Genomic DNA, 22,755 nt, shown 5'->3' with positions numbered 1-22,755 from the left:
ATTTTCTTCTCGCGAAGTCAAGCCAAAAACCGCACGGCCGAGGCAGCCGTACGCGTGTCCATGTTGCGGCCGCGGTTGAGGTGGTCGTCGATCTCGGCCGCGCAGCCGAGCATGCGGGCATAGAGAAAGATCGTGAACGCCGCCGTCTCCAGCGCATCGGCCTTGATCGTGCCGGCGCGGTACGCCGGCCACACGGTCTTGAGCAATAAGGCCGCGATCACCGCGTCGATGTTCACGCAATACACATTGCGCGACACGCCCTCGTCATAGAGCTTCTGGACCAACGCGCGATAGAACTCGTGAAAGACGTTGTACTCGCCGCGCTTGCCCATCAACTCCGCGATGAACACCTCGCGCGGATCGTGGTTGACCGGCTTGTCCTTGAATACGGGATGGTTCACGCCCGGAATCTTCTGGATGTCCAGGTTGCCGCTGTTCTTCTTGTCGGCCTTGTAGCGTGCATAGGATTCGACATAGCGCGCCGCCAGCGCGCCGACATCCGCGCCGTGCGACTTGCTGCCCGGATCGGTGAGGCCGCTGTCCCTGAACTGTTCCAGCAGGAAGGCCACGCCTTCGTAGCCGTTGCCCCCATGGGCGTATCCGCAGTGGGTGAGGAAACCGATCATCCCTTTATTGAGCTGCACGCGTTCGGGCTGCTCCGGCCCGTCGGATGACACGGCCCCCTTGGCACCTTGAGCGGAGATCGTGCCCGGACCGTTCGACAGCAGCAGGCCCACCAGCGTCTGGAAGGCGAACAGGTCCCCGGGGCGCGGTTGCTCATGCAGGAGCGCGACGCAAGCGACTTCGGTGAGCGAGCGGGCACCCAGCAGATCGGCTTCGGAGATCCCGCAAAAGCGCGTCGCCTCGTGCCGGGACGCATCGACCGAGGCGCCGATTGATGTGCCGAACAACTGCATCCACGCCGGCAGGCATTCCACTGTCAGGCGTGACACACGCTTGCGCATCAGAGGGCCCCACCCCAGCGTGGTGGTGATGGCGGCGAGCACCGCGTCTGCGGTGGGGTGTCCACCCAGGCGCTCGAGAAAGCGCAGGAACACCGAGCGCGCGCCGCGCACACGCAGTCCTTCGAGCATGGCCTCGGCGCGCGGATCGGGTGCGGCCCCCAGCATCGAAGCGGCGCCGGCTTCCAGCACGCCACCCAGCGCGAAGCTTTCGTCCAACGCGTCCTTCAGGCCCGCCGCCGAGAAGCGCGCGATCAGTTCGTGCGCGATCGCGCGGGCCGGATCGGTGCGCCGTGGTCCCATGATCGCCAGCGCCGCCGCCAGCACGGCGTTGGGTGCGTTGCCGGCCTCGCGGGCGGCCTGCGCGGCCGCCAGCGTGACCTCGCCATGCAGGTTGAGGTATGCGCCCACCGCGACGCTCACCAGCATCCGGTCGTTCTCTCCGCCCGGCTCCTTCAGCAGGGCCAGCCCGACGTTGCCTTCCAGCGTGTACTGCGCCGCGTCGAGCACCGACACGCCATTCAGGCGAGTCACCTGTGTCTTGGCGTCCATCTGTGAGACGCCCGATGCGTCCTTCAACGCCTCGCGTGCGAACGTGGCCCCCACCTGCAGCGCCAGTGCCTTGACCTGCACGTCGTACGGCGCCACCGCGCGCACCGTGGGCAGGTCCAGCTCGGAAGGAATCTTTGCGCCCGCATTCGAGCCGAACCAGGCCTTCAACTCCATCGTGCCTTCCGGCGCGAAGTCGGGTTTGACCCCGTTGGCGGCCATCACCGCCGTGAGTGCTGCGGGAATGTCGGCGATGTTGGTCACCACCGCGCCCTTGGCCGAGCAGACCGGACGCTCGGGCGTGTACAGCGCATCCACGCCGAACTTCTCCATGAACCAGCGCTCTTTCGAGGCCGCGTCATCGCCGCCGCCCGACATCGCGCCGGCATGGCCGACCGCGCGTGTGAGCTTGCTCTTCCAGCGCCCCACCACGCAGGCCACCACGGGCTTGGTGAACTCGGCGTCGAGTTCGTAGTAGCCGCCGGGTTCGCAGTACAGCACCGCCGCCTTGCTGCGATCGTCGTTGCCCAGTGCGAAGGCGAACTCGGGCGCGGCGTAGTGGATGTAGACGTCCTTGCCCGACGAAACCAGTGTGGTGGTGCCCCAGCCGCCCATGCGCAGGTATTGCGCGATGGTGGTGGTGAAGCCGCCCGAGTTGGACAGGATGGCGACCGTGCCCTTCTTCAGCGAGTCGCCCGGGCTGTCGCCGCCCAGCGCGCCGCCGATGCGAACCTGGTTCCACGAGTCGGCCACGCCCAGGCTGTTGCCGCCAAAGATGTCGATGCCGCGCGCCTGCGCCATCGCGCGGATCTCGCGCGCGTCGTGCACGCTCATCTTCTCGGTGGGAATGAAGATCTTGGTGAGCTCGGGATTGACGCGGATCAGCTCGACCACGCCGTCGTCGGCCGCGCTCGGCGGCAGGTAGACCACGCCGCAATTGAAACTGTGGCCGGCTTCCAGGCCCTCGCGCACGTTGTTGTAGACCGGGATGCTTCCGTGAGGCGTCTCCAGCACCTGGCCACTTCTGCCAGGCGAGGTACCGAACACCACGTTGCCGCCGCTCCAGGCGTGGCCGACCGGCGTGACCTCGCTGGATTCCCCGCCCAGGATGTTGAGCACGCACACACGGTCTTCGCGGGTCGCGATCTGGGCCAGCGACTCGATACCGGTGAAGTACTTGAAACCGCCCACACTTTTTCTAAAGGGATTCATGTCGCTCTCGCTTTCGTTCGCTTGAATGTCCGAATAGTGTCCGCACCGCGGTCATTGAGGTGCTGGCTCCAGCCCGCTCTTGACGATCGTCGGTACCGCCGCCGGCGCTCTGAAAAAGGCGATCAATTGCCGCGCCGCTTCGGGCTCACGCGCCTTCACGGTGATGCCGACGGAGAACACCGTGACCCGTTGCACCTCGGCCGGCAGCACGCCGATGAACTGGATGCCTTCGATTGGCAGCAATTCGCTGACCTGCTGCAGCCCGAGCGCGGCGTCGCCCCGCGCTACCACGGTGCCGACGCGCTCGCTCAGAACGCGCCTGCTCTTGGGTTTCACCCGCTCCTCGATGCCCAGCCGCTTCAACAGCTCGGTCTCGTAATACACGCCGCTCGCGCTCGCCGAATAGGCGACTGACGGCGCATCGAGCAGTGCGCGCTTGAGCGCTTCGACGCTGCTGATATCGGGCTTCGGCGCTCCGGTGCGCACCGCGAAGCCGATCAGGGAGCGCACCAGATCGACCTGGCTGCCCGCCACCACATGGCCCTGCGCCACGAGGGCGTCGAGCGCGGGCCGGGCGAGGATCACGAGGTCCGCGGGCTCGCCGCGCCCGAGTCGGCTCGGAATCGAATCCGCCGCCGCGCCCATCGACGCGCCATAGCCGGTGTTCACCTTGTGCCCGGTGTCGCGCTCGAACCGTGGCACGAGTTCGTTGTAGGCCGCGGTGAAGCCGCCCGAAGTCATCACATGGAGGGTTTTCGCCTCGGGCTTGGCAGGCAGGCCGCTACAGGCCGCCAGCGCCAACACGGCGAACAGGAGCGTGGCGCGTCGAAAGAGGGACATAGCGTTCACTCTCAGGCGGCGATGTTCATCGCGGTCGCCACCTGCTGGCGCCCGCCGGCCTTCATCCAGGCGTCCACCCGGCGTGCGTAGTCAACCACCTCGCTCATCGCCGAATCGAAGCCGAAGATCCGGTAGGGGATGCCGAGCGCGTCGCAGGTGTCGCGCAGCACACCCATGCCGCGCACCAGGTTCGGCCCGCCGCGCCCGACCACCAGGTACAGCGGTTGCGGTCCGTATTTGCCGAAGTGCTCGCGCAGCGCATCGGCCATGGCGCGGAAGGTCTCGAAGATGTCGGTGTTGTTGCTCTTGCCGCCGATGATGAAGAGCACGTTCGACTGCTTGAGCCAGTGCTTGAAGCAGATGCGTGCCACCGACTTCATCTTTTCGTACGGCGGGTTGCCGCCGAAGTCCGAAGAGATGATCGCGTCGTCGCCGAGCATCTGCGTGACCAGCGAGTTGGCGCCGCCGCCGAAGGTGGGCGCGAGGATCGTGCCCTTGTCGTTGATGATGTAGACGTCGCTCTGGCCCTGGTAGGTGCGCAGTTGGTTGATCTCCTGCTCGAAGTCGGAATAGTCGGCGGCGAACAGGTCGGCCGGCAGGTCCAGCCGCTGCCAGCGCGGGTCGTCGCGGTCGAATCCGCACTTGAAGTCGCAGGCCACCGGCGTGAGCCGGCCCTTGGCATCGGGCCGCAGCCGGATCGGGTTCAGCTCCAGCGTGGTCATGCCGTAGTCGTGGAACAGGTCCCACAGGTTCGGCAAGTGCTGGACCAGCGGCGAGATGATCTGCTTGGGCGCCTTCAGCTCGGACAGCGCGTTGGCCACGACAAAGGCCTTCAGCCCGGTCAGCGGGTTGAACGGCACGCTGACGATCTGCGTCTTGTCCAGCTCCTCGATGTCGACGCCGCCGTGGTGCGTCAGCGTCATCGTCGGCGCGCGAAAGCGCGTGTTGTCGGTGAGCGAGAAGTACACCTCGTGGTCGGCGGGCACGCCGGCCTCGAAGGTGACGCCGTTGGACTTGGCGAACTGGTGGCCATGCCGGTGTTCGCAAAAGTACAGCCGCTCCTTCTCCGCCAGCGCGGTCTTCAGGTCGGTGGCCCGGCCGATCAGCCCGGCCTTGCCCTTCTTGCCGACGCCGCCCTTGAAGACCGGCTTGACAAAGACCTGCCCGTGTTTGGCGATCAACGCCTTGATGGCCGATTCGCTCGCGTCGGGGCCCAGGATTTCCGGGGTGGGAAAGCCCGCCAACTTGAGGAGACGGGCGCCATGCAGCATGCCGGTGACGTTCATTGCTGTCCTTCGTTCTGAGTGGCTTGATGTGAGAGCGGATGCTAGGAGCCGGCTGCGGCGGGCCGCTTTCGAAACTCTTTCATCCGGTCCTATCGATTACCCGACTCGGGAAACCACTGAGATTGCAGCGGGCAATTCGAAAGCGCAGCGAAAGCTTGGCGCCGCGCGGCAGCAGCAAGATCGTCCGGCCACCCTTTCCATGGAGACAAGCCAAATGAAGATCGCTCAAGCAACGCGGCAGCTCTTCGCCGCCATCGCCGGCAGTGCGCTGCTGCTCACCGCCCCCAGCGCGATGGCGCTGGACAGCCTGAAGATCCTGGTGCCGGCGGCGCCGGGCGGCGGATGGGACCAGACCGGCCGCGCGCTGCAGGCCGCGTTGCAGGCCGACAAGATCGTGCCCCGCGTGACCGTGGACAACAAGGGCGGCGCCGGCGGCACCATCGGCCTGGCGCAGTTCATCAATTCGAGCAAGGGTGACGCCAACACGATGATGATCGGCGGCATGGTGATGGTCGGCGCGCTGATCACCAACAAGTCGCCGGTCAGCCTGTCGCAGGTGACGCCGATCGCGCGCCTGACCGGCGAGTACCAGGTCGTGGTGGTGCCGGCGGCATCGAAGCTACAGTCGATGAAGGAACTCGTGGCCCAGGTCAAGGCCAACCCGGGCAGCGTGGCCTGGGGCGGCGGCTCCGCCGGCGGCAGCGACCACCTGCTGGCCGGCATGATCCTGCAAGCCGCCGGTGTCGAACCGGCCAAAGTCAACTACATCGCCTATGCCGGTGGCGGCGAAGCGCAGGCCGCGATCATGGGTGGCCATGTGGCGGCCGGCATCAGCGGCTACGGCGAGTTCGCCGGTCAGATCAAATCGGGCAAGCTGCGCGCACTGGCGATCTCGGCGCCGAAGCGGCTCGCCGGCGTCGACATCCCGACCCTGCACGAAGGCGGCATCGATGTCGACATGGTGAACTGGCGCGCGATCTTCGGCGCGCCCGCCATCACCGATACCCAGAAGAAGGCACTGCAGGATGTGGTCGCGAAGGTGGTGAAAACTGCCTCGTGGCAGGAGACGCTCAAGCGCAACGACTGGGCCGACATGTACCTGCAGGGTGACGAGTTCAAGGCCTTCCTCGAGAAGGACTCGGCGCGCATCGCCAAGGCTGCGACTGAACTCGGCTTGAAGAAATAGTCCCGGCCGGCACAGGTATATCCGCCTGCGTCCGGCATCTACCCTGACCCGGAGTTACCAAGATGACCAAGACCCTGTCCATGCGCCGATGGATCACCGGCGCCGCCGTCGCACTCGGCACCCTCGCGTCGCTCGCCGCACCGGCCCAGGCGGCCGACTACAAAATCATCGTACCGGCGGCGCCGGGCGGCGGCTGGGACCAGCTCGGCCGCGCGGTCGGCCAGTCCATGCAGGGCGCGAAGCTGGCCGAGCGTGTGCAGATCATCAACGTCGGCGGTGCCGGCGGCACGATCGGCTTGGCGCAGTTGATCAACAGCAACAAGGGCGACGGAAACGCCATGATGATCACCGGCAAGGGCATGGTCTCCGCGGTGTTCATCAACAAATCGCCGGTCACGATGACCCAGGCCACGCCGATCGCGCGCCTGACCGGAGAGTACGAAGTGCTGGTGGTATCCACCGCTTCGAAACTGCAGACCATGGCCGACCTGGTCGCGATGTACAAAGCCAATCCTGGGAACGTGTCGTGGGGCGGCGGGCTGGCCGGCGGGGTCGACCAGTTGACCGCAGGGATGATCGTGCAGGCGATCGGCGGCGAGCTCGGCAAGTTCAACTACGTGGCGTTCAACAGTGGCGGCGAGGTGCTGGCGCAGACGATGGGTGGCCACATCACGGTCGGCCTGGGCGGCTACAACGAATACGCGGCGCAGATTACCGCCGGCAAGTTGCGCGCGCTGGCGATCACCGCGCCGAAGCGGCTCGCCGGCGTGAACACCCCAACCTTGAAGGAGCAAGGCATCGACGTCGAGTTCGTCAACTGGCGTGGCCTGATGGCCGCGCCGGGAATCAGCGATGCGCAGCGCCAGGCGCTGGTGAAAGCCGTGTCGGACATGGTCAAGAGCGACGGCTGGAAGGCCACCGTGAAGAAGAACGAGTGGCTCGACCTGTACATGGCCGGCGACGAGTTCAAGACCTACGTCGAGGCCGAGCAGAAGACGGTGCTGAAGACGGTGACCGATCTCGGGTTGGTGAAGAAATGAGCACGCTTCGGCCAAACTCGGTTCACATCGGCGAGATGATGCTCTCGCTGGTGCTGGTGCTCATCGGCGCATTCGTCATCTACGAGACTCAGGGCATCGCCGAGACCCAGGGCTACTCGCAGGTCGGCCCACGGCTGTTCCCGTACATCATTGGCACCGGCCTCACGCTGTGCGGCGCGGTGCTTGGTTGGCACGCGCTTGTTGGCGGCTGGCGCGACGTGCCGCTCGACCAGCCCGGGCACGACGCCCCGGACTGGATGGCGTGGGCGATCATCAGCGGCGGCATCGTGCTGCACATGGTGCTGATCGGCTGGGCCGGATTCATCATCGCGTCGACTTTGATGTACGTGCTGATTGCGCGCGGTTTCGGCAGCACGCGCGCCGCGCGCGACCTGGCTGTCGGGCTGGCGCTTGCGGTCGCGGCCTACTTCCTGTTCACACGGGCGCTGGGCTTGCGACTGCCTCCCGGCCCATTTGGAGTCTGACATGGGAACCTTCGAAGCATTGATGGCCGGCTTCGCCGTCGCGCTGACGCCGATCAACCTGATGTGGGGCCTGATCGGCGTCACCCTGGGCACAGCCATCGGCGTGCTGCCTGGCGTCGGTCCGGCCCTGACGATCGCGCTGCTGTTGCCGGCCACCGCGGGCCTGGACCCGACCGGCGCGCTGATCATGTTCGCCGGCATCTACTACGGCGCAATGTTCGGCGGCTCGACGACGTCGATCCTGCTCAACACGCCGGGCGAGTCGGCCACCATCGTCACGGCGATGGAAGGCAACATGATGGCCAAGCGCGGCCGCGCGGGGCCGGCGCTGGCGACCGCGGCGATCGGCTCGTTCGTTGCCGGCACGATCGCGACGATCCTGCTCACGGTGATGGCGCCGCTGGTGGTGCAGGTGGCGCTGAAGTTCGGGCCGGCCGAGTACTTCGCGGTAATGGTGCTGGCTTTCACGACCGTGTCCGCGGTGCTCGGCGCTTCGGCCGCGCGCGGGCTGGCGAGCCTGTTCTTCGGCCTCACGATCGGTCTGATCGGCCTGGACAGTCAGACCGGCCAGGCGCGCTTCACGCTGGGCATCCCGGAACTGCTCGACGGCATCGACGTGGTCGTCGTCGCGGTGGGCCTGTTCGCGGTCGGCGAAACACTGTACGTGGCCACCTACCTGAACAAGGTGGAAGACAAGATCGAGAAGATGAAGGGCTCGATCTGGATGACCAGGGCCGACTGGGCGCGCAGCTGGAAGCCTTGGCTGCGTGGCACCGCGCTGGGCTTTCCGTTCGGCACCGTCCCGGCCGGTGGCGCCGAGATCCCGACCTTCCTGTCCTATTCGATCGAGAAGAAGCTGAGCAAGAACCCGGAGGAATTCGGCAAGGGTGCGATCGAAGGTGTTGCCGGACCCGAGGCCGCCAACAACGCGTCGGCCACCGGCACCCTGGTGCCATTGCTGACGCTCGGGCTGCCGACCACCGCCACCGCGGCGATCATCCTGGCCGCGTTCCAGCAATGGGGCCTGCAACCCGGGCCGCTGCTGTTCGAGACCCAACCGCTGCTGATCTGGGGACTGATCGCGAGCATGTACGTCGGTAACGTGCTGCTGCTGATCCTGAACCTGCCGCTGGTGGGCATCTGGATCAAGCTGCTCGAGATCCCGCGCCCGCTGTTGTATGCCGGCATCCTGGTCTTCGCCACACTCGGCGCCTATGGCCTGCGCAACTCATGGTTCGACTTGGCGCTGCTGTACGGCATCGGCGTGATCGGCTTCCTGATGCGGCGCTACGACATTCCGGTCGCCCCGGTGCTGGTCGGCATGATCCTGGGCCCTCTCGCGGAGCAGCAGTTCCGCCGTGCGCTCGCGATCAGCCAGGGCGATCTGACGATCTTCTTCACACAGCCGATTTCGGCCGGGGTGTTCGCAGTCACCGCGCTGGTACTGATCGGCCCGCCCATCTGGAAGCGGCTCCCGGGCCGGAAATTGGTTGTGGCGTGAAGCCTTCACCTTGGCACCTAGAACAACCCGCCGGTTCTGACCGGCGTACGGGGGACTCATGAAGAAGTTTTTGACGCCAGAGAACATCCTCAACGTGCTGTTGATCTTCGTCCCTATTGCGATCGTGCTGGAGCTGATGCACGCGAGCGCGACTCTGATCTTCATAGCCTCCTGTCTCGCGATCATTCCTCTGGCTGGGGTGATGGGGAAAGCAACCGAGCACCTCGCGGAGAAGGTCGGCGAAGGTATCGGCGGTCTGCTCAACGCGACCTTCGGTAACGCGGCCGAACTCATCATCGCGATCGTGGCCCTGCGTGCCGGTCTCTACGACGTGGTCAAGGCCTCGATCACCGGCTCGATCATCGGCAACATCCTTCTCGTGTTCGGGTTGAGTGCGGTGCTCGGCGGCGTCAAGTATTCGACCCAGAAGTTCAACAAGACCGCCGCGAGCATGGGCACCACGATGCTCACGCTCGCCGTGATCGGGCTCGTCATTCCAGCCCTCTTCCACTTCGTGGTGGAGGGAAAGCCCAACGCCGGCGAGCAGGAGCTCAGCCTTGAGATCGCGGTGATCCTGATGCTGACCTACATCCTCAGCCTGTTCTTCACCCTCAAGACGCATAAGCATCTCTACGCGGGCGGACACGGCGACGATGCAGACGATGCGATCGGAACCGAGGGCTGGTCGATCCGCAAGGCGACCACGGTGCTGCTGGTTGCCACCGCATTCGTCGCCGTGATGAGCGAGTTCTTGGTGGGTGCGGTTCAGGCAACGGCCAAGACCTGGGGCATGACCGAAGTCTTCGTGGGCGTGATCCTCGTCGCCATCATCGGCAACGCGGCCGAGCACTCGACCGCCATCCTGATGGCCCTCAAGAACAAGATGGACATCGCGGTCAACATCGCGGTGGGCTCGTCGATCCAGATCGCGCTGTTTGTCGCCCCGCTGCTGGTCTTCTTGAGCTACGTGATCGGTCCGCAGCCGATGGACCTGATCTTCACCAGCTTCGAGGTCGTGGCCATCGCCCTCTCGGTCTTCATCATCACCACCGTTTCGCAGGACGGCGAGTCGAACTGGATGGAGGGCGTCCAGTTGCTCGCTGTCTACGCGATCCTGGCGCTAGCGTTCTTCTTTCTTCCCGCGTGAGCGGGTCCGTGCGTCCCGACGCTGCGGACCCCCGCTGGGACGGACGCCCTAGCTGGAGAAGGCGAACAAGCGCGCAGGCGTTTCGCGCAACACAGTCATCCGATCGGCGGCCTCCGGCAACCACTCATCGAGAAGCCGGCGTTGGGTCGAATAGTCGACGGTTTTCTCGAACAGCGTGTGGGGCCAGTCGCTGCCCCACACGAGTCGATCCAGCCCGAAGGAACTCCGCAGCAGCGGCATGGCGGCGAGCGCGGTGGCCTCGCCTCGGCCGGCGGAGCCGTTGCGGTATGCGGCCGACAATTTGACCCAGACCTTGCGAGAAGGCCCCAACGTCAGCAGGTACCGAAAGCCAGGGTCGTCGACACCGAGCCTTTCGTCGGGGCGCCCGAAATGGTCGACCACGACGTTCAGTCCCTCCGCGATCAGCGGATCGACCACCGGACGCAATTCACGGGCAGATCGATGCACTTCGACCTGCCAATTGCGCTGGCGCACTTGAGCGAGCAGCCCTCTCCAAGACGTCGATGCGAAGTCCGGCGTGGGCAACCCGATCAGATTCAAACGGATGCCTACAACGCCGGCATCCTGCAGGACCTGAAGCTGTTCGCTTGCGATGCTTGGATCGACGACGGCAATGCCACGAAAGCGATCAGGGTACTTTCTCAGCGACGCAACGAGATAGCTGTTGTCGGTACCCAGGAAGCTTGGCTGCACCAGCACGCCTTGGGTCATGTCATTGGCTGCCAGCGTGCGCACATAGTCCTCCGGGGTTGCGTCGTACCCGGCTGGGGCGCGTCGCTTGTCCGGCATCGGCAAATCACGATGAAAAACGTGGGCATGGCAGTCAATGGCCGCGAGCCGGGTGGCGACCAAGGGCTTTGCGCAGCCGGCGAGGGCGAGCGCAGCGCTTCCGAAAAGCGCCCGGTTGAAGCCACGCCGTGTGACCGGGGTTCTCATGCGACGACCTGCACTGCGATGCCGGCGTGCGTGTGTCCATGTTGCGCCCGCGGTTTAGGCAGGAGTCGGGCGCCATGCAGCATGCCGGTGACGTTCATTGCTGTCCTTGGTAGTGGCTCGAAGATGCCAGCGAATGCTAGGAGCGGCTGCGCCGGGCCGCTTTCGAAACTCTTTCATCGGACCCTATCAATTACCCGATTGGGGAAACCACTGAGATCGCCGCGGGCAATTTGAAAGCGCACCGAAAGCTTGGCGCCGCGCCGCTGCAGCAAGATCGTTCGGCCACCCCTTCCATGGAGACAAGCCAATGAGGTGTACCGCGTGCCGGCACCCGGCCTAACTGGGACGCACCGCCTGATTCCAGCGCTTCAGAAAGGCTTCCCGCCTGCTGCGGTCAAGGTGAGCCAGCAGCCCCGGCCCCAACGCAATCGGCCTGAGCGCCCTGCCCAGTCGGGACTCGAGCGCGGCGGCCGAATGCGGCCGGGCGGAATCGGCCCGGATCCCATACAAGCCGCCAGAGGCAGCCAGCAATTGCTGGCCCGGAGCCGACAGCATGTAGTCGAGCCACAAGCGGGCGCCCGGTGGGTTCGGCGCGGTGCGCGCGATGAAGGCGACGCGCGATACGACCAGCGTGTAGTCGTCGAAGTACGAAACCGCGATTTCGGACCGCTTGCGCGCGAATGCCTCCGCGTAGCTGCCCAACACGTTGTAGGCGAGCAGCGCGTCTCCGGCGGCCACTCGTTCCAGCATGCTTTGCGTGTCCTCGTGCAGGCTCGCGTCGCATCGGCCCAGCGCGCGCACAACATCCCAGGACTTTGGCGTGGCCATCGCGTCCTGGGTCGCGATCAGGAAACCGAGGCCGGCCCGCGCAATATCGTAAGTGGCGGCGCGGCCGCGCCAGTGCGGTATATCGGAAAGCAGCAGCGCGGCCAGGGCAGCCCGCGTGCGCGGCACTTCGGTTGCGGCGAGCAACCGGCGGTTCACGGCGATGCCGACCGGTTCCTGCGTGATGCCATAGGCTTCGTGCTTCCAGACCGCCCATTTCGGCAGCTGGTGCGCATGCGGGCTTTCGTGCCGTTGGGCATAGCCGTCGTTGACCAGCTTGATCTGCAAGTCCATCGCCGAACTAAACAGCACGTCAGGACGTTCTGGCGCGTCTTCCCGCTGGCGCACCGACTGCTCGTAAAGCGCCAGGCTCCCCGCATCGACGTAGTCCACTCGCAGGCCGGGGTGCCTGCGCTCGAAGTCGTCGATCAGCGGCTGTACCACGTGACGGTCGGTCGCCGCGAAAACCCGCACGAGACTGGCGCTGGAGGACCGAGCGGCCGTGCCAGCCACGGCCGGAGACGTCACGGAACTAGCCGCGAGGCCCAGCAAGCCGGCTCCGATCACCCTGCGGTTCAATGGCATTTTTTGTCTCCTGAGCAGTATTATCAGTGTGCGCGCGTACGCTTTTTGCGTGAATCCTGCATTGGCCACACCGGGCCGGTCCCGTTTGACAGAGATTTTTCCAGCATGCCATGCGTATCTTGTTGATTGAGGACCATCTGCAACTGGTGCAAACGCTCAAGCAGTCGCTCGGCGTGCTGGGCATCGAGGTCGAGTCCTGCTCCGACGGAGTGCTGGCCGATGCGGAGTTGCAGCAGCACAGCTTCGATGCGGTCGTCCTGGACCTCGCATTGCCCCGCATGGGCGGCTTCGAGATCCTGCAACGCCTGCGCCACCGCGGCAACAAGGTCCCGGTGCTGGTGCTCACCGCCAGCGGAGATACCCACGACCGCGTGCAGGGCCTGAACGCCGGCGCCGACGACTACCTCGCCAAGCCGTTCGACCTTTCCGAACTCGAAGCCCGCTTGCGCGCCCTGCATCGGCGCTCGGTCGGCGCGGTGGATTCGGTGCTGCGCGTGGCCGAACTGGAGTTCAACACCGTGTCACGCCGCTTCGCGCTCGGCACGCGGCACCTGGACTTGCCTCCGCGCGAGCACGACCTGCTGGAAGCCTTGATCGTCCACGCCGGCCGGCCGGTGAACAAACTGCTGCTGACCCAGCGCCTGCGCACCAGTGACGCCGTCCTCAGCAACGACGCGCTGGAACTCTACGTGCACCGTGTGCGCCGCCGCATCGATGGCAGTGGCGCGGCCATCCGCACGCTGCGCGGGCTCGGCTACGTGCTCGAAGCTGCCAATGACACGCCTGCGTAGCCTGCTGCTGCGCTGGCTGCTCGTCCCGACGCTCGGGCTGTGGATACTGGCTGCCACCATCGGCTACCTGCGCAGCCTGGCCCAGGCCCACGAGGCCTACGATCGCACGCTGCTCGGCTCCGCGCTCATGATCGGCGAGACCCTGGGCGTGGAAGACGGCCAGGTCGTGGCCGACCTTCCCTCCGCTGCACTGGAGATGCTGCGCACAGACGCTCACGACCGCATCTTCTATCGCGTTGCCCGCGCGGCTGACGGCGGCCACATCACCGGCTACGAGGACTTGCCGCCGCCGGCCGAACCGCCGGGCGCCGAGCCGGTGTTCTACGACGCGGTTTATAAGGGCCAGAACATCCGTGTCGTGGCGCTGGCCCGCACGGTGGTGGATTCGCCCGCGCCACGGCCGCTGGTCATCCAGGTGGCCGAGACGATGGACGCGCGGCGCCAGCTCACGCGCCGCATGGTTTCCGAGTCCGCGGTGATGCAGTTGCTGCTGATCCTGGCGGCCGCCGGCCTGATCACTTTCGGCGTCCGGCGCGGCCTGGCGCCACTCAAGCGTCTGCGCGACGAGGTGCGCTCGCGCGGCGTGAATGACCTGACGCCGATCGACACGCGCAGCGTCCCGCGCGAGGTCGCGCCGCTGATCCATGCGATCAACGCGCATACCGAAAGGCAGCGCCAGCTCAGCGACGCACAGCAACGCTTCGTCGCCAATGCATCGCACCAGTTGAAGACGCCGCTGACCCTGTTGCGCGCCCAGGTCGATCACGCCTTGCAGCAACCTGACCTGGACCGCATGCGCGCGGTGCTCAATCGCATGCACTTGTCCACCCAATCGACCCAGAGGCTGGTCAGCCAGTTGCTCAGCCTCGCCCGCAGCGAGCCCGGCCGCACGCTCGACATCGACGAGGTCGATCTCGCCGAACTCGCGCGCGAGCAGACCTTCGAGCTGCTCAACTTGGCCCGCGCGAAGTCGATCGACCTGGGCTTCGAGGGCGAGGTGGCCGTGCCGGTGCGCGGCGAACCGGTGATGCTGCGCGAACTCGTGGCCAACCTCGGGCACAACGCCGTCAGCTATACGCCGTCCGGGGGCCACGTCACCGTGCGGGTGGACACGTACGACAGGCGACCCCGCCTGTGCGTGATCGACAACGGCCCGGGCATTCCGCCCGATGAGCGGGCCAGGGTGTTCGAGCGCTTCTATCGCGGCAGCAGCTCGGGCGATCAGGGCACGGGGCTGGGCCTGGCGATCGTCCAGGAGATCTGCGATCGCCACCAGATCCAGATAGCGCTGGACGACGGCCCGGATGGCAAGGGCCTGTGCATTCAGCTGCTTTGGCCTGCGACGGAAGAGTCGCCCTCACGTTGAGAGATGCGACTCCGGCTTGGCAACACCGACCCGAAGTTGCCTGAAGGCCGTTCACTCCATCTTGATGTTGGCGGCCTTGATGATCTTCGCGTACAAGGCTGAGTCACCTCGCACGGTGCGCGCGAACTCCTGGGGCTTGTTGCCCACTGGCGTGAGGCCCAGCGCTTCCACGCGCGCCTTGTGCTGTGGCTGCTTGAGGATGCGGGCCGCCTCATCCGAAAATTTCATCACCACGGCCGGCGGTGTCCCGGCCGGCATGAACATGCCGAACCAGCCATACGCTTCGAAATCCTTGTAGCCAAGCTCCGAAAACGTCGGCACGTCCGGAAGGATGCGGCTGCGCTGGGCACCGGTCGCGGCGAGCACGCGGACTTTTCCGGTCTTGAGGTGAGGCGCCAGGGTTGCGGCGTCGACGAAGCCGGCGGTCACCTGGCCGCCAAGCAGGTCCACGATCAAAGGCGCCGAGCCCTTGTAGGGCACATGCACGATATCGAGCCCCGCCTGCATCTTCAGCAATTCGCCCTGGATGTGCGCCGATGTGCCGTTGCCGTAGGAGCCATAGCTGTACCTCTGTGGGCTGGCCTTGGTGATCGCTATGAACTGCCGGATGCTGGAAGCGAGGGAGTCCACCGGAACGACCAGGAAGCTGTTCGATCGAGCCACCTCGACCACAGGCACCAGGTCCTTCAGCGGATCGAATGGCATCTTGGCCATCATGGCCGGCAGTTGCGCGAGTGCCGTGATCCCCATCAGCACCGTATGGCCATCGGCAGGCGCCTTCGCGACGAGTTGCCCACCGATGTTGCCGCTGGCACCCGGCTTGTTGTCGACGATCACACTGCCGCCCCAGGTGTTTTGCATTTCCTGCGCGATCATTCGTGCCAGCGTGTCGGTCGCGCCCCCCGCGGGATAGGGAACGACGATGCGAATCGGCCCGCTGGGATACTTCGCTTGAGCTGCCGCGAATCCGAAAGGGAATGCCGCGGCCGCAGCGACGAATGCACGGCGGCTTGTCTTCGGTGTAGTCACGATGTCTCCAGTTCTTGTGTGTTGTGCTGGGCGCAAGAGTGCTTTGGACGGACAACGCGGGCAATCGCATTTCCCGCCATTCGGCTTGGCATAAACGATCAAGCGGCGTCGGCGTCAACCTTCAGGCGCACCTTTCCAGCGCCGGCCTGCCTGATCGTTTTCGCCAACTGCTTTGGTGCGTTTGGCGATTGAGCGCGGGTGACCTGCGAGGGAGACTACGGGCATCGGCAACACCCCAGGAGTTCCCCCATGACGCGAATGCAGCGCGCCGTCCACGTAGTGGGCGTCGGCATGATCCCCTTCACCAAGCCGGGCCAGAGCGACCCGTACACCGTCATGGGCGCGCGGGCTGCCAAGCTCGCGCTGGAAGACGCGGGCGTCGCCTACTCGCTGGTCCAGCAGGCCTATGTCGGCTACGTGTACGGCGATTCCACCGCCGGGCAGGCCGCGATCTACGGTGTGGGCCTGACGGGCATCCCCGTGTTCAACCTCAACAATAACTGCTCGACCGGCTCCAGCGCCCTGTTCCTGGCGCGCCAGGCCGTGGAAAGCGGCGTGGTCGAGTGCGCCATCGCCCTGGGTTTCGAGCAGATGCAGCCCGGTGCACTGAAGGGTGCGTACGAAGACCGGCCCTCGCCGATGGCGCGCTTCGCCGATGCGATGACCGAGAAGCAAGGCTACCTGGCCGATGCGCCCCGCGCGCCGCAGTTCTTCGGCGGTGCCGGCCGTGATTACATCGCCCAGTACGGCATCCGCAAGGACACCTTCGGCCGCATCTCGGTGAAGGCTCGCCAGCACGCGGCGCGCAACCCGCTGGCAGTCTTTCGCCAGACGTTGACGCTGGACGAGGTGATGGCATCAGCGCCGGTGTTCGATCCGCTCACGCGTTTCCAGTGCTGCCCGCCCACCTGCGGCGCCGCCGCTGCCATCGTGTGCTCCGCCGACTTCGCGAAGAAGCACAACCTCGACATGAGCGTGGTGATCGCGGCGCAGGCGATGACCACCGACACGCCCTCCACATTCGACAGCGGCGACATGCGCAAGGTCGTGGGCTACGACATGACTGTCGCCGCCGCCCAGCAGGTGTACGAAGCCGCAGGCATCGGCCCGGAAGAGCTGGACGTGGTCGAGCTTCACGACTGCTTCACCGCCAACGAGCTGATCACCTATGAAGCGCTGGGCCTTACGCCCGAAGGCACAGCCGAACGCTTCATCGTCGAGGGCGACAACACCTACGGCGGCCGCGTCGTCACCAATCCCTCCGGCGGCCTGCTGTCCAAGGGCCATCCGCTCGGCGCCACCGGCCTCGCGCAATGCTCGGAGCTGGTATGGCAACTGCGCGGCCAGGCCGACCAGCGCCAGGTGGAAGGCGCACGGCTTGCGCTGCAGCACAACCTGGGCCTGGGTGGCGCCTGCGTCGTGACGCTCTACCAGGCCGTCTGAGCAAGCCATGATCGACCGCCGCTACATCGGCCACACCCTGCCCGCCTTTTCGGTGGACGTGGAGAAGGGCCGGCTGCGCTTCTTTGCGAAGGCAATCGGCCAGACGGATCCCACTTATGTGGACGAAGAAGCCGCGCGCGCCGCGGGCCATCCCGGCCTGCCGGTACCGCCCACCTTCCTGTTCTGCATGGAGATGGAATCGCCCAACCCCGCCGCGATCCGCGACCTGCTGGGCATGGACTACAAGCGCCTGTTGCACGGCGAACAGGGGTTCACGTATCACGCCATGGCCCATGCCGGCGACACGCTGACCTTCTCGCAGCGCATCGAGGACATCTACGACAAGAAGAACGGTGCACTGGAGTTCGTTGTGCGCAAGACGCATGTCACGAACCAGCGAGATGAACTCGTCGCCGAACTGCGTTGTGTGACGGTGCTGCGAAATGGCTGAAGTGACAACCCGCCCCCCGGCTGTCATTCCGGACTTGATCCGGAATCCATGCCTCATTGACCAACGTTTTTGCCGGAGTGAGATGGATTGCGGGTCGAGCCCGCAATGACAGCCGCTATGAACAAGACACTACCCGTTTGGGAAACCCTCAACGCAGGCGATACGCTGCCGCCGCTGCAGCTGCCGCCCATTTCGCGCCTCGCGCTCGCGCTCTACTGCGGCGCATCGGGTGACCACAACCCGATCCACGTCGACACAGACTTCGCGAAGTCCGCCGGCGTGCCCGACGTCTTCGCCCACGGCATGTTGTCGGCGGCGTGGCTGGGCCGGTTGTTGACGAACTGGGTCCCGCAATCGGCGATCCGTTCGTTGGATGTGCGGTTTGCCGCGATCACCCAAGTCGGCGAGACCATCACCTGCACGGGCAAGGTCACCGAGAAATTCGAAGACCAGGGCCAGCGGCTGGCCCGACTGCAACTGACAACATCCAACCAGGACGGCACCGTCAAATTGAACGGCGAGGCGCTGGTCGCCTGGCCCTGACATCCCTGGTGGGCACGAGTGCCCACCCTACGCAAAAGGAATTGGAAATGAACAGAAAACTCGAAGGCAAGGTCGCACTGGTTTCTGGCTCCGGCCGGGGCATCGGGCGCGAAATCGCACTGAAGCTCGCCAGCGAAGGTGCGCGCGTCGTCATCAATGACCTCGACGCCGAACCGGCGCAGCAGACCGTGGCTGACATCGTGGCCGCGGGTGGCCAAGCCGTGGCTTGCGTGGGCAGCGTGACGGACGCCGGCTTTGCCGACCGCTTCGTCGGCGCGGCACTGGAAAGCTACGCCGGCGTCGACATCATCGTGAACAACGCCGGCTACACCTGGGACAACGTGGTCCAGAAGATGACCGACGAGCAGTGGGATGCGATGCTCGCCGTGCACTTGACGGCGCCGTTCCGGATTCTCCGTGCCGCATCGCACTACATCCGCGAAGCCAACAAGCGCGAAGTGGCCGAGGGCCGCGACGTGTTCCGCAAGGTCGTCAACATTTCCTCCACGTCGGGCGTGTACGGCAATGCCGGGCAAGCCAACTATGCGGCGGCGAAAGCCGGCATCAACGGCCTGACCAAAGCGATGGCCAAGGAATGGGGCCGCTACAAGGTCAACGTCAACAGCGTTGCCTTCGGGCTGATCAAGACCCGGCTGACCGAGGCGGACGCCGATGCGGGCGCCAGCATCGACATCGAAGGTCAGAAAATCCGCGTGGGCGTGAACCCGCAGATCCTGAAGAACGCCGAAGCGATGATCCCGCTGGGCCGTGGGGGCACGCCCGAGGAGGCCGCCGGCGCCGTCTACATGTTCTGCATCCCCGAATCCAACTACGTCAGCGGCCAGGTCTTGGTGTGCGGGGGCGGCCGGCCATGACCCGTGCGGCACGGGCCTGGATGGACGCCGACTTGGAGATGCTGCGCGACACCGCGCGGCGCTTCTTCGAGCGCGAATGCGCGCCGCGTGAAACGCGGTGGCGTGCCCAGCACCATGCCGACCGCGACATCTGGAACAAGGCGGGCGCCGCTGGTCTTCTGTGTGCCAGCATCCCTGAGGAATATGGCGGCAGCGGCGGCAGCTTCCTGCACGAAGCGGTGATCTGCGAAGAGCAGATGTACTCCATGTCGCAGGCGTTCAGCAACAACGTGCACAGCGGCATCGTCGCCCACTACATCCTGGCGTACGGCAGCGAGGCGCAGAAGAAGCGCTGGCTGCCGCGCATGGCCACCGGCGAGCTGGTGGCCGCCATCGCCATGACCGAACCCGGCGCCGGCACCGACCTGCAGCGCATCAAGGCACAAGCGAAACTCGAAGGCGACCACTGGCGCATCAACGGCGCCAAGACCTTCATCACCAACGGGCTGCACGCGGGCCTGGTCTGCGTTGCCGTGAAGACGGGTGCCGAAGGCGGGGCCAAGGGCATCTCGCTGCTGATGGTGGAGACGGAAGGCACACCAGGCTTCCGCCGCGGCCCGCTGCTGGACAAGATGGGCCAGAAGACGCTGGACACGACCGAGCTGTTCTTCGATGACGTGCGTGTGCCCGCCACCAACCTGCTGGGAGGCGAGGAAGGCAAGGGCTTTCCCCAGCTGATGCAGCAATTGCCGCGCGAGCGGTTGCTGATCGCCGTCGGCGCCGTCGCCACGATGCGCCGCGCCATCGACGACACGCTGGCCTATGTGCGCGAGCGCAACGTGTTCGGCAACCCGCTGATGGCCCTGCAGAACACGCGCTTCAAACTGGCCGAATGCGAGACCCAGGCCCGTGTGGCGCAGGCCTTCCTGGACGACTGCATCGCCCGCCTGATGCGCGGCGAGCTCGACGTGCCCACCGCCGCCATGGCCAAGTGGTGGACCACGGATACCTGCTGCAAGATCGTCGACGAGTGCCTGCAACTGCACGGCGGCTATGGTTTCATGAACGAATACCCGATCGCACGCCTGTACACCGACGTGCGCGTCGGCCGCATCTACGGCGGCGCCAACGAGGTGATGAAGGAAATCATCGCCCGCTCACTGGACAAGCAATGACGGTTCGGGAAGGCGCTCCCCACTTCCGCTTCTGGCCGAAGGGCGTGGCGCGCGAACTGCGCGTGCCCCAGGCCACCTTGCCGGAGTACCTGGACACGGCAGCGCGCCGTTACCCGGACAAGCCCGCGATCGTCTACTGCGGCAGCGAGACGACCTATGCGCAGCTCAAGCAGCGAGTGGATGCGCTGGCCGGGTTCCTGCAGCAGCGGCTGGGCGTGATGCCCGGCGACCGTGTGTTGCTGGCCAGCCAGAACTGCCCGCAGTTCGTGATCGCTTTCTACGCGATCCTGCGCGCGGGCGCTGCCGTGGTTCCCGTCAACCCGATGAGCAAGGCCGTCGAGGTTCGCTATTACGCGCAGGACAGCGGCGCCCGTGTCGCGTTCGTCGCGCAGGAACTGCTGGAAAACTTCGAGCCGGGGTTGTTCGAACACATCCTGGTGCATTCGTACAGCGATGCGGCCGGTACTTTTGATGACGACACTCCGGACTGGGTGCGGGAACCGCTGCGGCCCATGACGCGCAGCGATTGCCAGACCTGGCCCGTCGCCGTCGCCGTCTCGGTCATCCCCGCTGCCTCCGTCCGCGGGGATGACGCCAAGCCCGGCGATCTCGCCGTCGTGCCCTACACCTCCGGCACCACGGGCCACCCGAAAGGCTGTGTCCACACCCACGCCACCGTGCTGGCCGCGCTGGCGGCTTCGCAAGTGTGGAAGGGCCTCAACGTCGAATCCGTGGTGCTGACCGTGGCCCCGCTCTTCCACATGCTGGGCATGCAGAACGGCATGAACATGCCGATCGTGCTGGGCGCGACGGCGGTGATGATGCCGCGCTGGAACGCTGCCGTGGCGGCGTCCCTGATCGAGCGCCATCGGGTCACGGTCTGGACGGCGCCTCCGGCCATGGTGCTCGACCTGTTCTCCCACCCCGACACCGAACGGCGCGACCTCACGAGCCTCGCGCTGCTGTCCGGCGGCGGTGCGGCGATGCCCGAGGCCGTGTCGGCCATGCTGGCGCAGCGCTACGGCCTCTCGTACAACGAAGCCTATGGGCTCAGCGAAACCGCCGCCTTCCTGCACGCCAACCCGCTTGCACGCGGCAAGCGCCAGTGCCTGGGCGTCCCGACGCAAGGCGTCGACTCGCGCATCATCGACCCGGTCACCCTGAAGGAACTGCCGCAAGGCGAAGTCGGCGAGCTGGTGACGCACGGCCCGCAGGTGATGAAGGGCTACCTGAACAAGCCCGAGGCGGACCGCGAGTCCTTCATCGAGCTCGACGGCAAGCGGTTCTTCCGCACCGGCGACCTGGCGCTGATGGACGAAGACGGCTACTTCTTCATGCGCGACCGCTTGAAGCGCATGATCAACGCGTCCGGCTACAAGGTGTGGCCGGCGGAGGTGGAAAGCGCGATGTACGAACACCCCGCGATCCATGAGGCGTGCGTCATCGCCGTCCCCGACGGCAAGCGCGGCGAGAGCGTCAAGGCGCTGGTCGTGCTCAAGCCCGCCTTTCGCGGCAACGTCAGCGAACAGCAGATCGTCGACTGGGCGCGCGAGCGCATGGCCGTGTACAAAGCCCCGCGCGTCGTCGAATTCATGAGCGCGCTGCCGAAGTCCGGCACGGGCAAGATTCTCTGGCGTGAGCTGCAGGAAGCGCAGCAGGCCGCCGCACAACAGGAGCAGGACGCATGAGCGAATCACCCGTCAAACTGGAACGCCAGGACGCCACCGCGGTCATCACGCTGGACAGCCCTGCCACTCGCAACGCGTTCTCCGCGGCGATGAAGGATGCCCTCGAGCGCGCCGTGAACGAAGTCGTCGCGGACGGCAGCGTTCGCGCCGTCGTACTCACGGGCAGCGGCGGGCAGTTCTGCGCCGGCGGGGATGTTCGCAGCATGGCTTCCGCGCAGCGCACACCGGCCGAGTGGCGCGCCCGCATGCAGGAGACGCACCGCTGGCTGCGCGAGCTGATCGCGTTGGACAAGCCGCTGATCGCGGCGGTGGATGGCGCGGCGTATGGCGCCGGGTTCAGCATGGCGCTGGCGGCCGACTTCGTGCTGGCCACGCCCCGCGCGCGCTTTTGCATGTCGTTCATGAAACTCGGCCTGGTACCCGACGCCGGCGCCACCTACACATTGCCGCGCGTCGTGGGCGCACAGCGCGCAAGGGAGCTGATGCTGTCGGCGCGTGAAGTGCGCGCGCCGGAGGCGTTGAGCCTGGGCATTGCGATGGAACTGCACGAACCCGACCGGCTGCTTGCGCGGGCCCTGGAACTGGCCGCCAGCTTCGCAGGCGCCTCGGCTTTGGCTGTGAGCCTGCTCAAGCGCAACACGCTCGATGCGGGTGCGCTGGACGCGGCGCTGGATGCCGAAGCCAACGCCCAGGCGCTGGCCTTCCTCTCGCCCGAATACCGCGAGGCGGCCCGCCGCTTCATCGAAAAGGAACCGTCGGCATTCCAATGGCCGAGCCCTCACCCCAGCCCTCTCCCGCAAGCGGGAGAGGGAGCAAGACAAGGAGAAACGAAATGAGCAA

Annotated in this window: 20 protein-coding genes; 14 read left to right on the top strand and 6 right to left on the bottom strand. The window is 65.9% G+C overall.

What is annotated here, in order from left to right; translation table 11 throughout:
• Positions 1-17: 17 nt before the first annotated feature.
• The 3 genes from EEB15_RS15150 to EEB15_RS15140 are packed head-to-tail and all read right to left on the bottom strand — an operon-like array spanning position 18 to position 4,849.
• The gene (locus EEB15_RS15150; RefSeq protein WP_141510709.1) at positions 18-2,723 is read right to left on the bottom strand and encodes a CoA-binding protein; all 2,706 of its coding nucleotides are present in this window, start codon (positions 2,721-2,723) and stop codon (positions 18-20) included.
• A 51-nt stretch (positions 2,724-2,774) separates the two neighbouring features.
• Positions 2,775-3,563 (bottom strand): substrate-binding domain-containing protein, encoded by a 789-nt coding sequence (locus EEB15_RS15145; protein ID WP_141510708.1) that lies wholly within the window; start codon positions 3,561-3,563, stop codon positions 2,775-2,777.
• Between the two features lie 11 nt (positions 3,564-3,574).
• Positions 3,575-4,849: an ATP citrate lyase citrate-binding domain-containing protein gene (locus EEB15_RS15140; RefSeq protein ID WP_141510707.1), complete on the bottom strand. Its 1,275-nt coding sequence runs from the start codon at positions 4,847-4,849 to the stop codon at positions 3,575-3,577.
• A gap of 214 nt (positions 4,850-5,063) precedes the next feature.
• On the opposite strand from EEB15_RS15140, the gene EEB15_RS15135 reads away from it, so the two are divergent.
• The 5 genes from EEB15_RS15135 to cax all read left to right on the top strand — a co-directional run bounded on the left by EEB15_RS15135 (position 5,064) and on the right by cax (position 10,208).
• Positions 5,064-6,035, top strand: coding sequence for a tripartite tricarboxylate transporter substrate binding protein (locus tag EEB15_RS15135; protein ID WP_141510706.1), 972 nt, complete (start codon positions 5,064-5,066; stop codon positions 6,033-6,035).
• Positions 6,036-6,097: 62 nt separating this feature from the next.
• Positions 6,098-7,075, top strand: coding sequence for a tripartite tricarboxylate transporter substrate binding protein (locus tag EEB15_RS15130; RefSeq protein WP_199236542.1), 978 nt, complete (start codon positions 6,098-6,100; stop codon positions 7,073-7,075).
• On the top strand, positions 7,072-7,560 hold the full coding sequence (locus EEB15_RS15125; protein WP_141510705.1) for a tripartite tricarboxylate transporter TctB family protein: 489 nt from the start codon (positions 7,072-7,074) through the stop codon (positions 7,558-7,560). Before EEB15_RS15130 ends, EEB15_RS15125 begins: the two co-directional genes overlap by 4 nt.
• Position 7,561: 1 nt before the next feature.
• Entirely contained in the window at positions 7,562-9,061 is a 1,500-nt protein-coding gene (locus tag EEB15_RS15120) for a tripartite tricarboxylate transporter permease (protein WP_141510704.1), read from the top strand.
• Positions 9,062-9,119: 58 nt separating this feature from the next.
• The gene (cax, locus tag EEB15_RS15115) at positions 9,120-10,208 is read left to right on the top strand and encodes a calcium/proton exchanger (RefSeq protein WP_141510703.1); all 1,089 of its coding nucleotides are present in this window, start codon (positions 9,120-9,122) and stop codon (positions 10,206-10,208) included.
• A 48-nt stretch (positions 10,209-10,256) separates the two neighbouring features.
• Here the strand turns inward: cax and EEB15_RS15110 are convergent, their stop codons facing one another.
• Together EEB15_RS15110 and EEB15_RS15105 are read right to left on the bottom strand one after the other, a co-directional pair.
• Entirely contained in the window at positions 10,257-11,165 is a 909-nt protein-coding gene (locus tag EEB15_RS15110) for an amidohydrolase (protein ID WP_141510702.1), read from the bottom strand.
• Positions 11,166-11,501: 336 nt separating this feature from the next.
• Positions 11,502-12,575, bottom strand: a complete 1,074-nt coding sequence (locus tag EEB15_RS15105) for an ABC transporter substrate-binding protein (protein ID WP_141510701.1) — start codon at positions 12,573-12,575, stop codon at positions 11,502-11,504.
• 110 nt (positions 12,576-12,685) lie between these two features.
• Here EEB15_RS15105 and EEB15_RS15100 point away from each other — a divergent pair, with 110 nt between their 5' ends.
• Together EEB15_RS15100 and EEB15_RS15095 are read left to right on the top strand one after the other, a co-directional pair.
• On the top strand, positions 12,686-13,366 hold the full coding sequence (locus tag EEB15_RS15100) for a response regulator (protein WP_141510700.1): 681 nt from the start codon (positions 12,686-12,688) through the stop codon (positions 13,364-13,366).
• A complete protein-coding gene (locus EEB15_RS15095) occupies positions 13,350-14,732 on the top strand; it encodes a sensor histidine kinase (RefSeq protein ID WP_158290120.1) in 1,383 nt (460 codons plus the stop codon). The genes EEB15_RS15100 and EEB15_RS15095 overlap by 17 nt, the downstream gene beginning before the upstream one ends.
• A gap of 51 nt (positions 14,733-14,783) precedes the next feature.
• On the opposite strand, the gene EEB15_RS15090 is transcribed toward EEB15_RS15095, so the two are convergent.
• Positions 14,784-15,761, bottom strand: coding sequence for a tripartite tricarboxylate transporter substrate binding protein (locus EEB15_RS15090; RefSeq protein WP_233259491.1), 978 nt, complete (start codon positions 15,759-15,761; stop codon positions 14,784-14,786).
• 258 nt (positions 15,762-16,019) lie between these two features.
• Between EEB15_RS15090 and EEB15_RS15085 the strand changes: the two genes are divergently transcribed.
• The 7 genes from EEB15_RS15085 (at position 16,020) to EEB15_RS15055 (ending at position 22,751) form a co-directional block, all read left to right on the top strand.
• Positions 16,020-17,204 carry a lipid-transfer protein gene (locus EEB15_RS15085; RefSeq protein WP_199236552.1) on the top strand — a complete coding sequence of 395 codons (1,185 nt, stop codon included), beginning with the start codon at positions 16,020-16,022 and terminating at the stop codon, positions 17,202-17,204.
• A 7-nt stretch (positions 17,205-17,211) separates the two neighbouring features.
• Positions 17,212-17,655, top strand: a complete 444-nt coding sequence (locus EEB15_RS15080) for a MaoC family dehydratase N-terminal domain-containing protein (RefSeq protein WP_141510697.1) — start codon at positions 17,212-17,214, stop codon at positions 17,653-17,655.
• A gap of 117 nt (positions 17,656-17,772) precedes the next feature.
• Positions 17,773-18,198, top strand: coding sequence for a MaoC family dehydratase (locus EEB15_RS15075; protein WP_199236541.1), 426 nt, complete (start codon positions 17,773-17,775; stop codon positions 18,196-18,198).
• Positions 18,199-18,245: 47 nt separating this feature from the next.
• Entirely contained in the window at positions 18,246-19,073 is an 828-nt protein-coding gene (locus EEB15_RS15070) for an SDR family NAD(P)-dependent oxidoreductase (protein WP_141510695.1), read from the top strand.
• Positions 19,070-20,227, top strand: coding sequence for an acyl-CoA dehydrogenase family protein (locus tag EEB15_RS15065; RefSeq protein WP_141510694.1), 1,158 nt, complete (start codon positions 19,070-19,072; stop codon positions 20,225-20,227). The genes EEB15_RS15070 and EEB15_RS15065 overlap by 4 nt, the downstream gene beginning before the upstream one ends.
• Complete coding sequence (locus EEB15_RS15060) at positions 20,224-21,915, top strand: long-chain-fatty-acid--CoA ligase (protein WP_141510693.1); 1,692 nt, start codon at positions 20,224-20,226, stop codon at positions 21,913-21,915. The genes EEB15_RS15065 and EEB15_RS15060 overlap by 4 nt, the downstream gene beginning before the upstream one ends.
• On the top strand, positions 21,912-22,751 hold the full coding sequence (locus tag EEB15_RS15055) for an enoyl-CoA hydratase/isomerase family protein (protein WP_141510692.1): 840 nt from the start codon (positions 21,912-21,914) through the stop codon (positions 22,749-22,751). Before EEB15_RS15060 ends, EEB15_RS15055 begins: the two co-directional genes overlap by 4 nt.
• Positions 22,752-22,755: the final 4 nt, after the last annotated feature.

It is taken from the genome of Ramlibacter sp. WS9, assembly GCF_003797765.1.
Taxonomy (GTDB): domain Bacteria; phylum Pseudomonadota; class Gammaproteobacteria; order Burkholderiales; family Burkholderiaceae_C; genus Ramlibacter.
The sequence above is the reverse complement of the archived record's forward strand: the minus strand, read 5'-3'. Positions and strand labels throughout refer to the sequence as shown.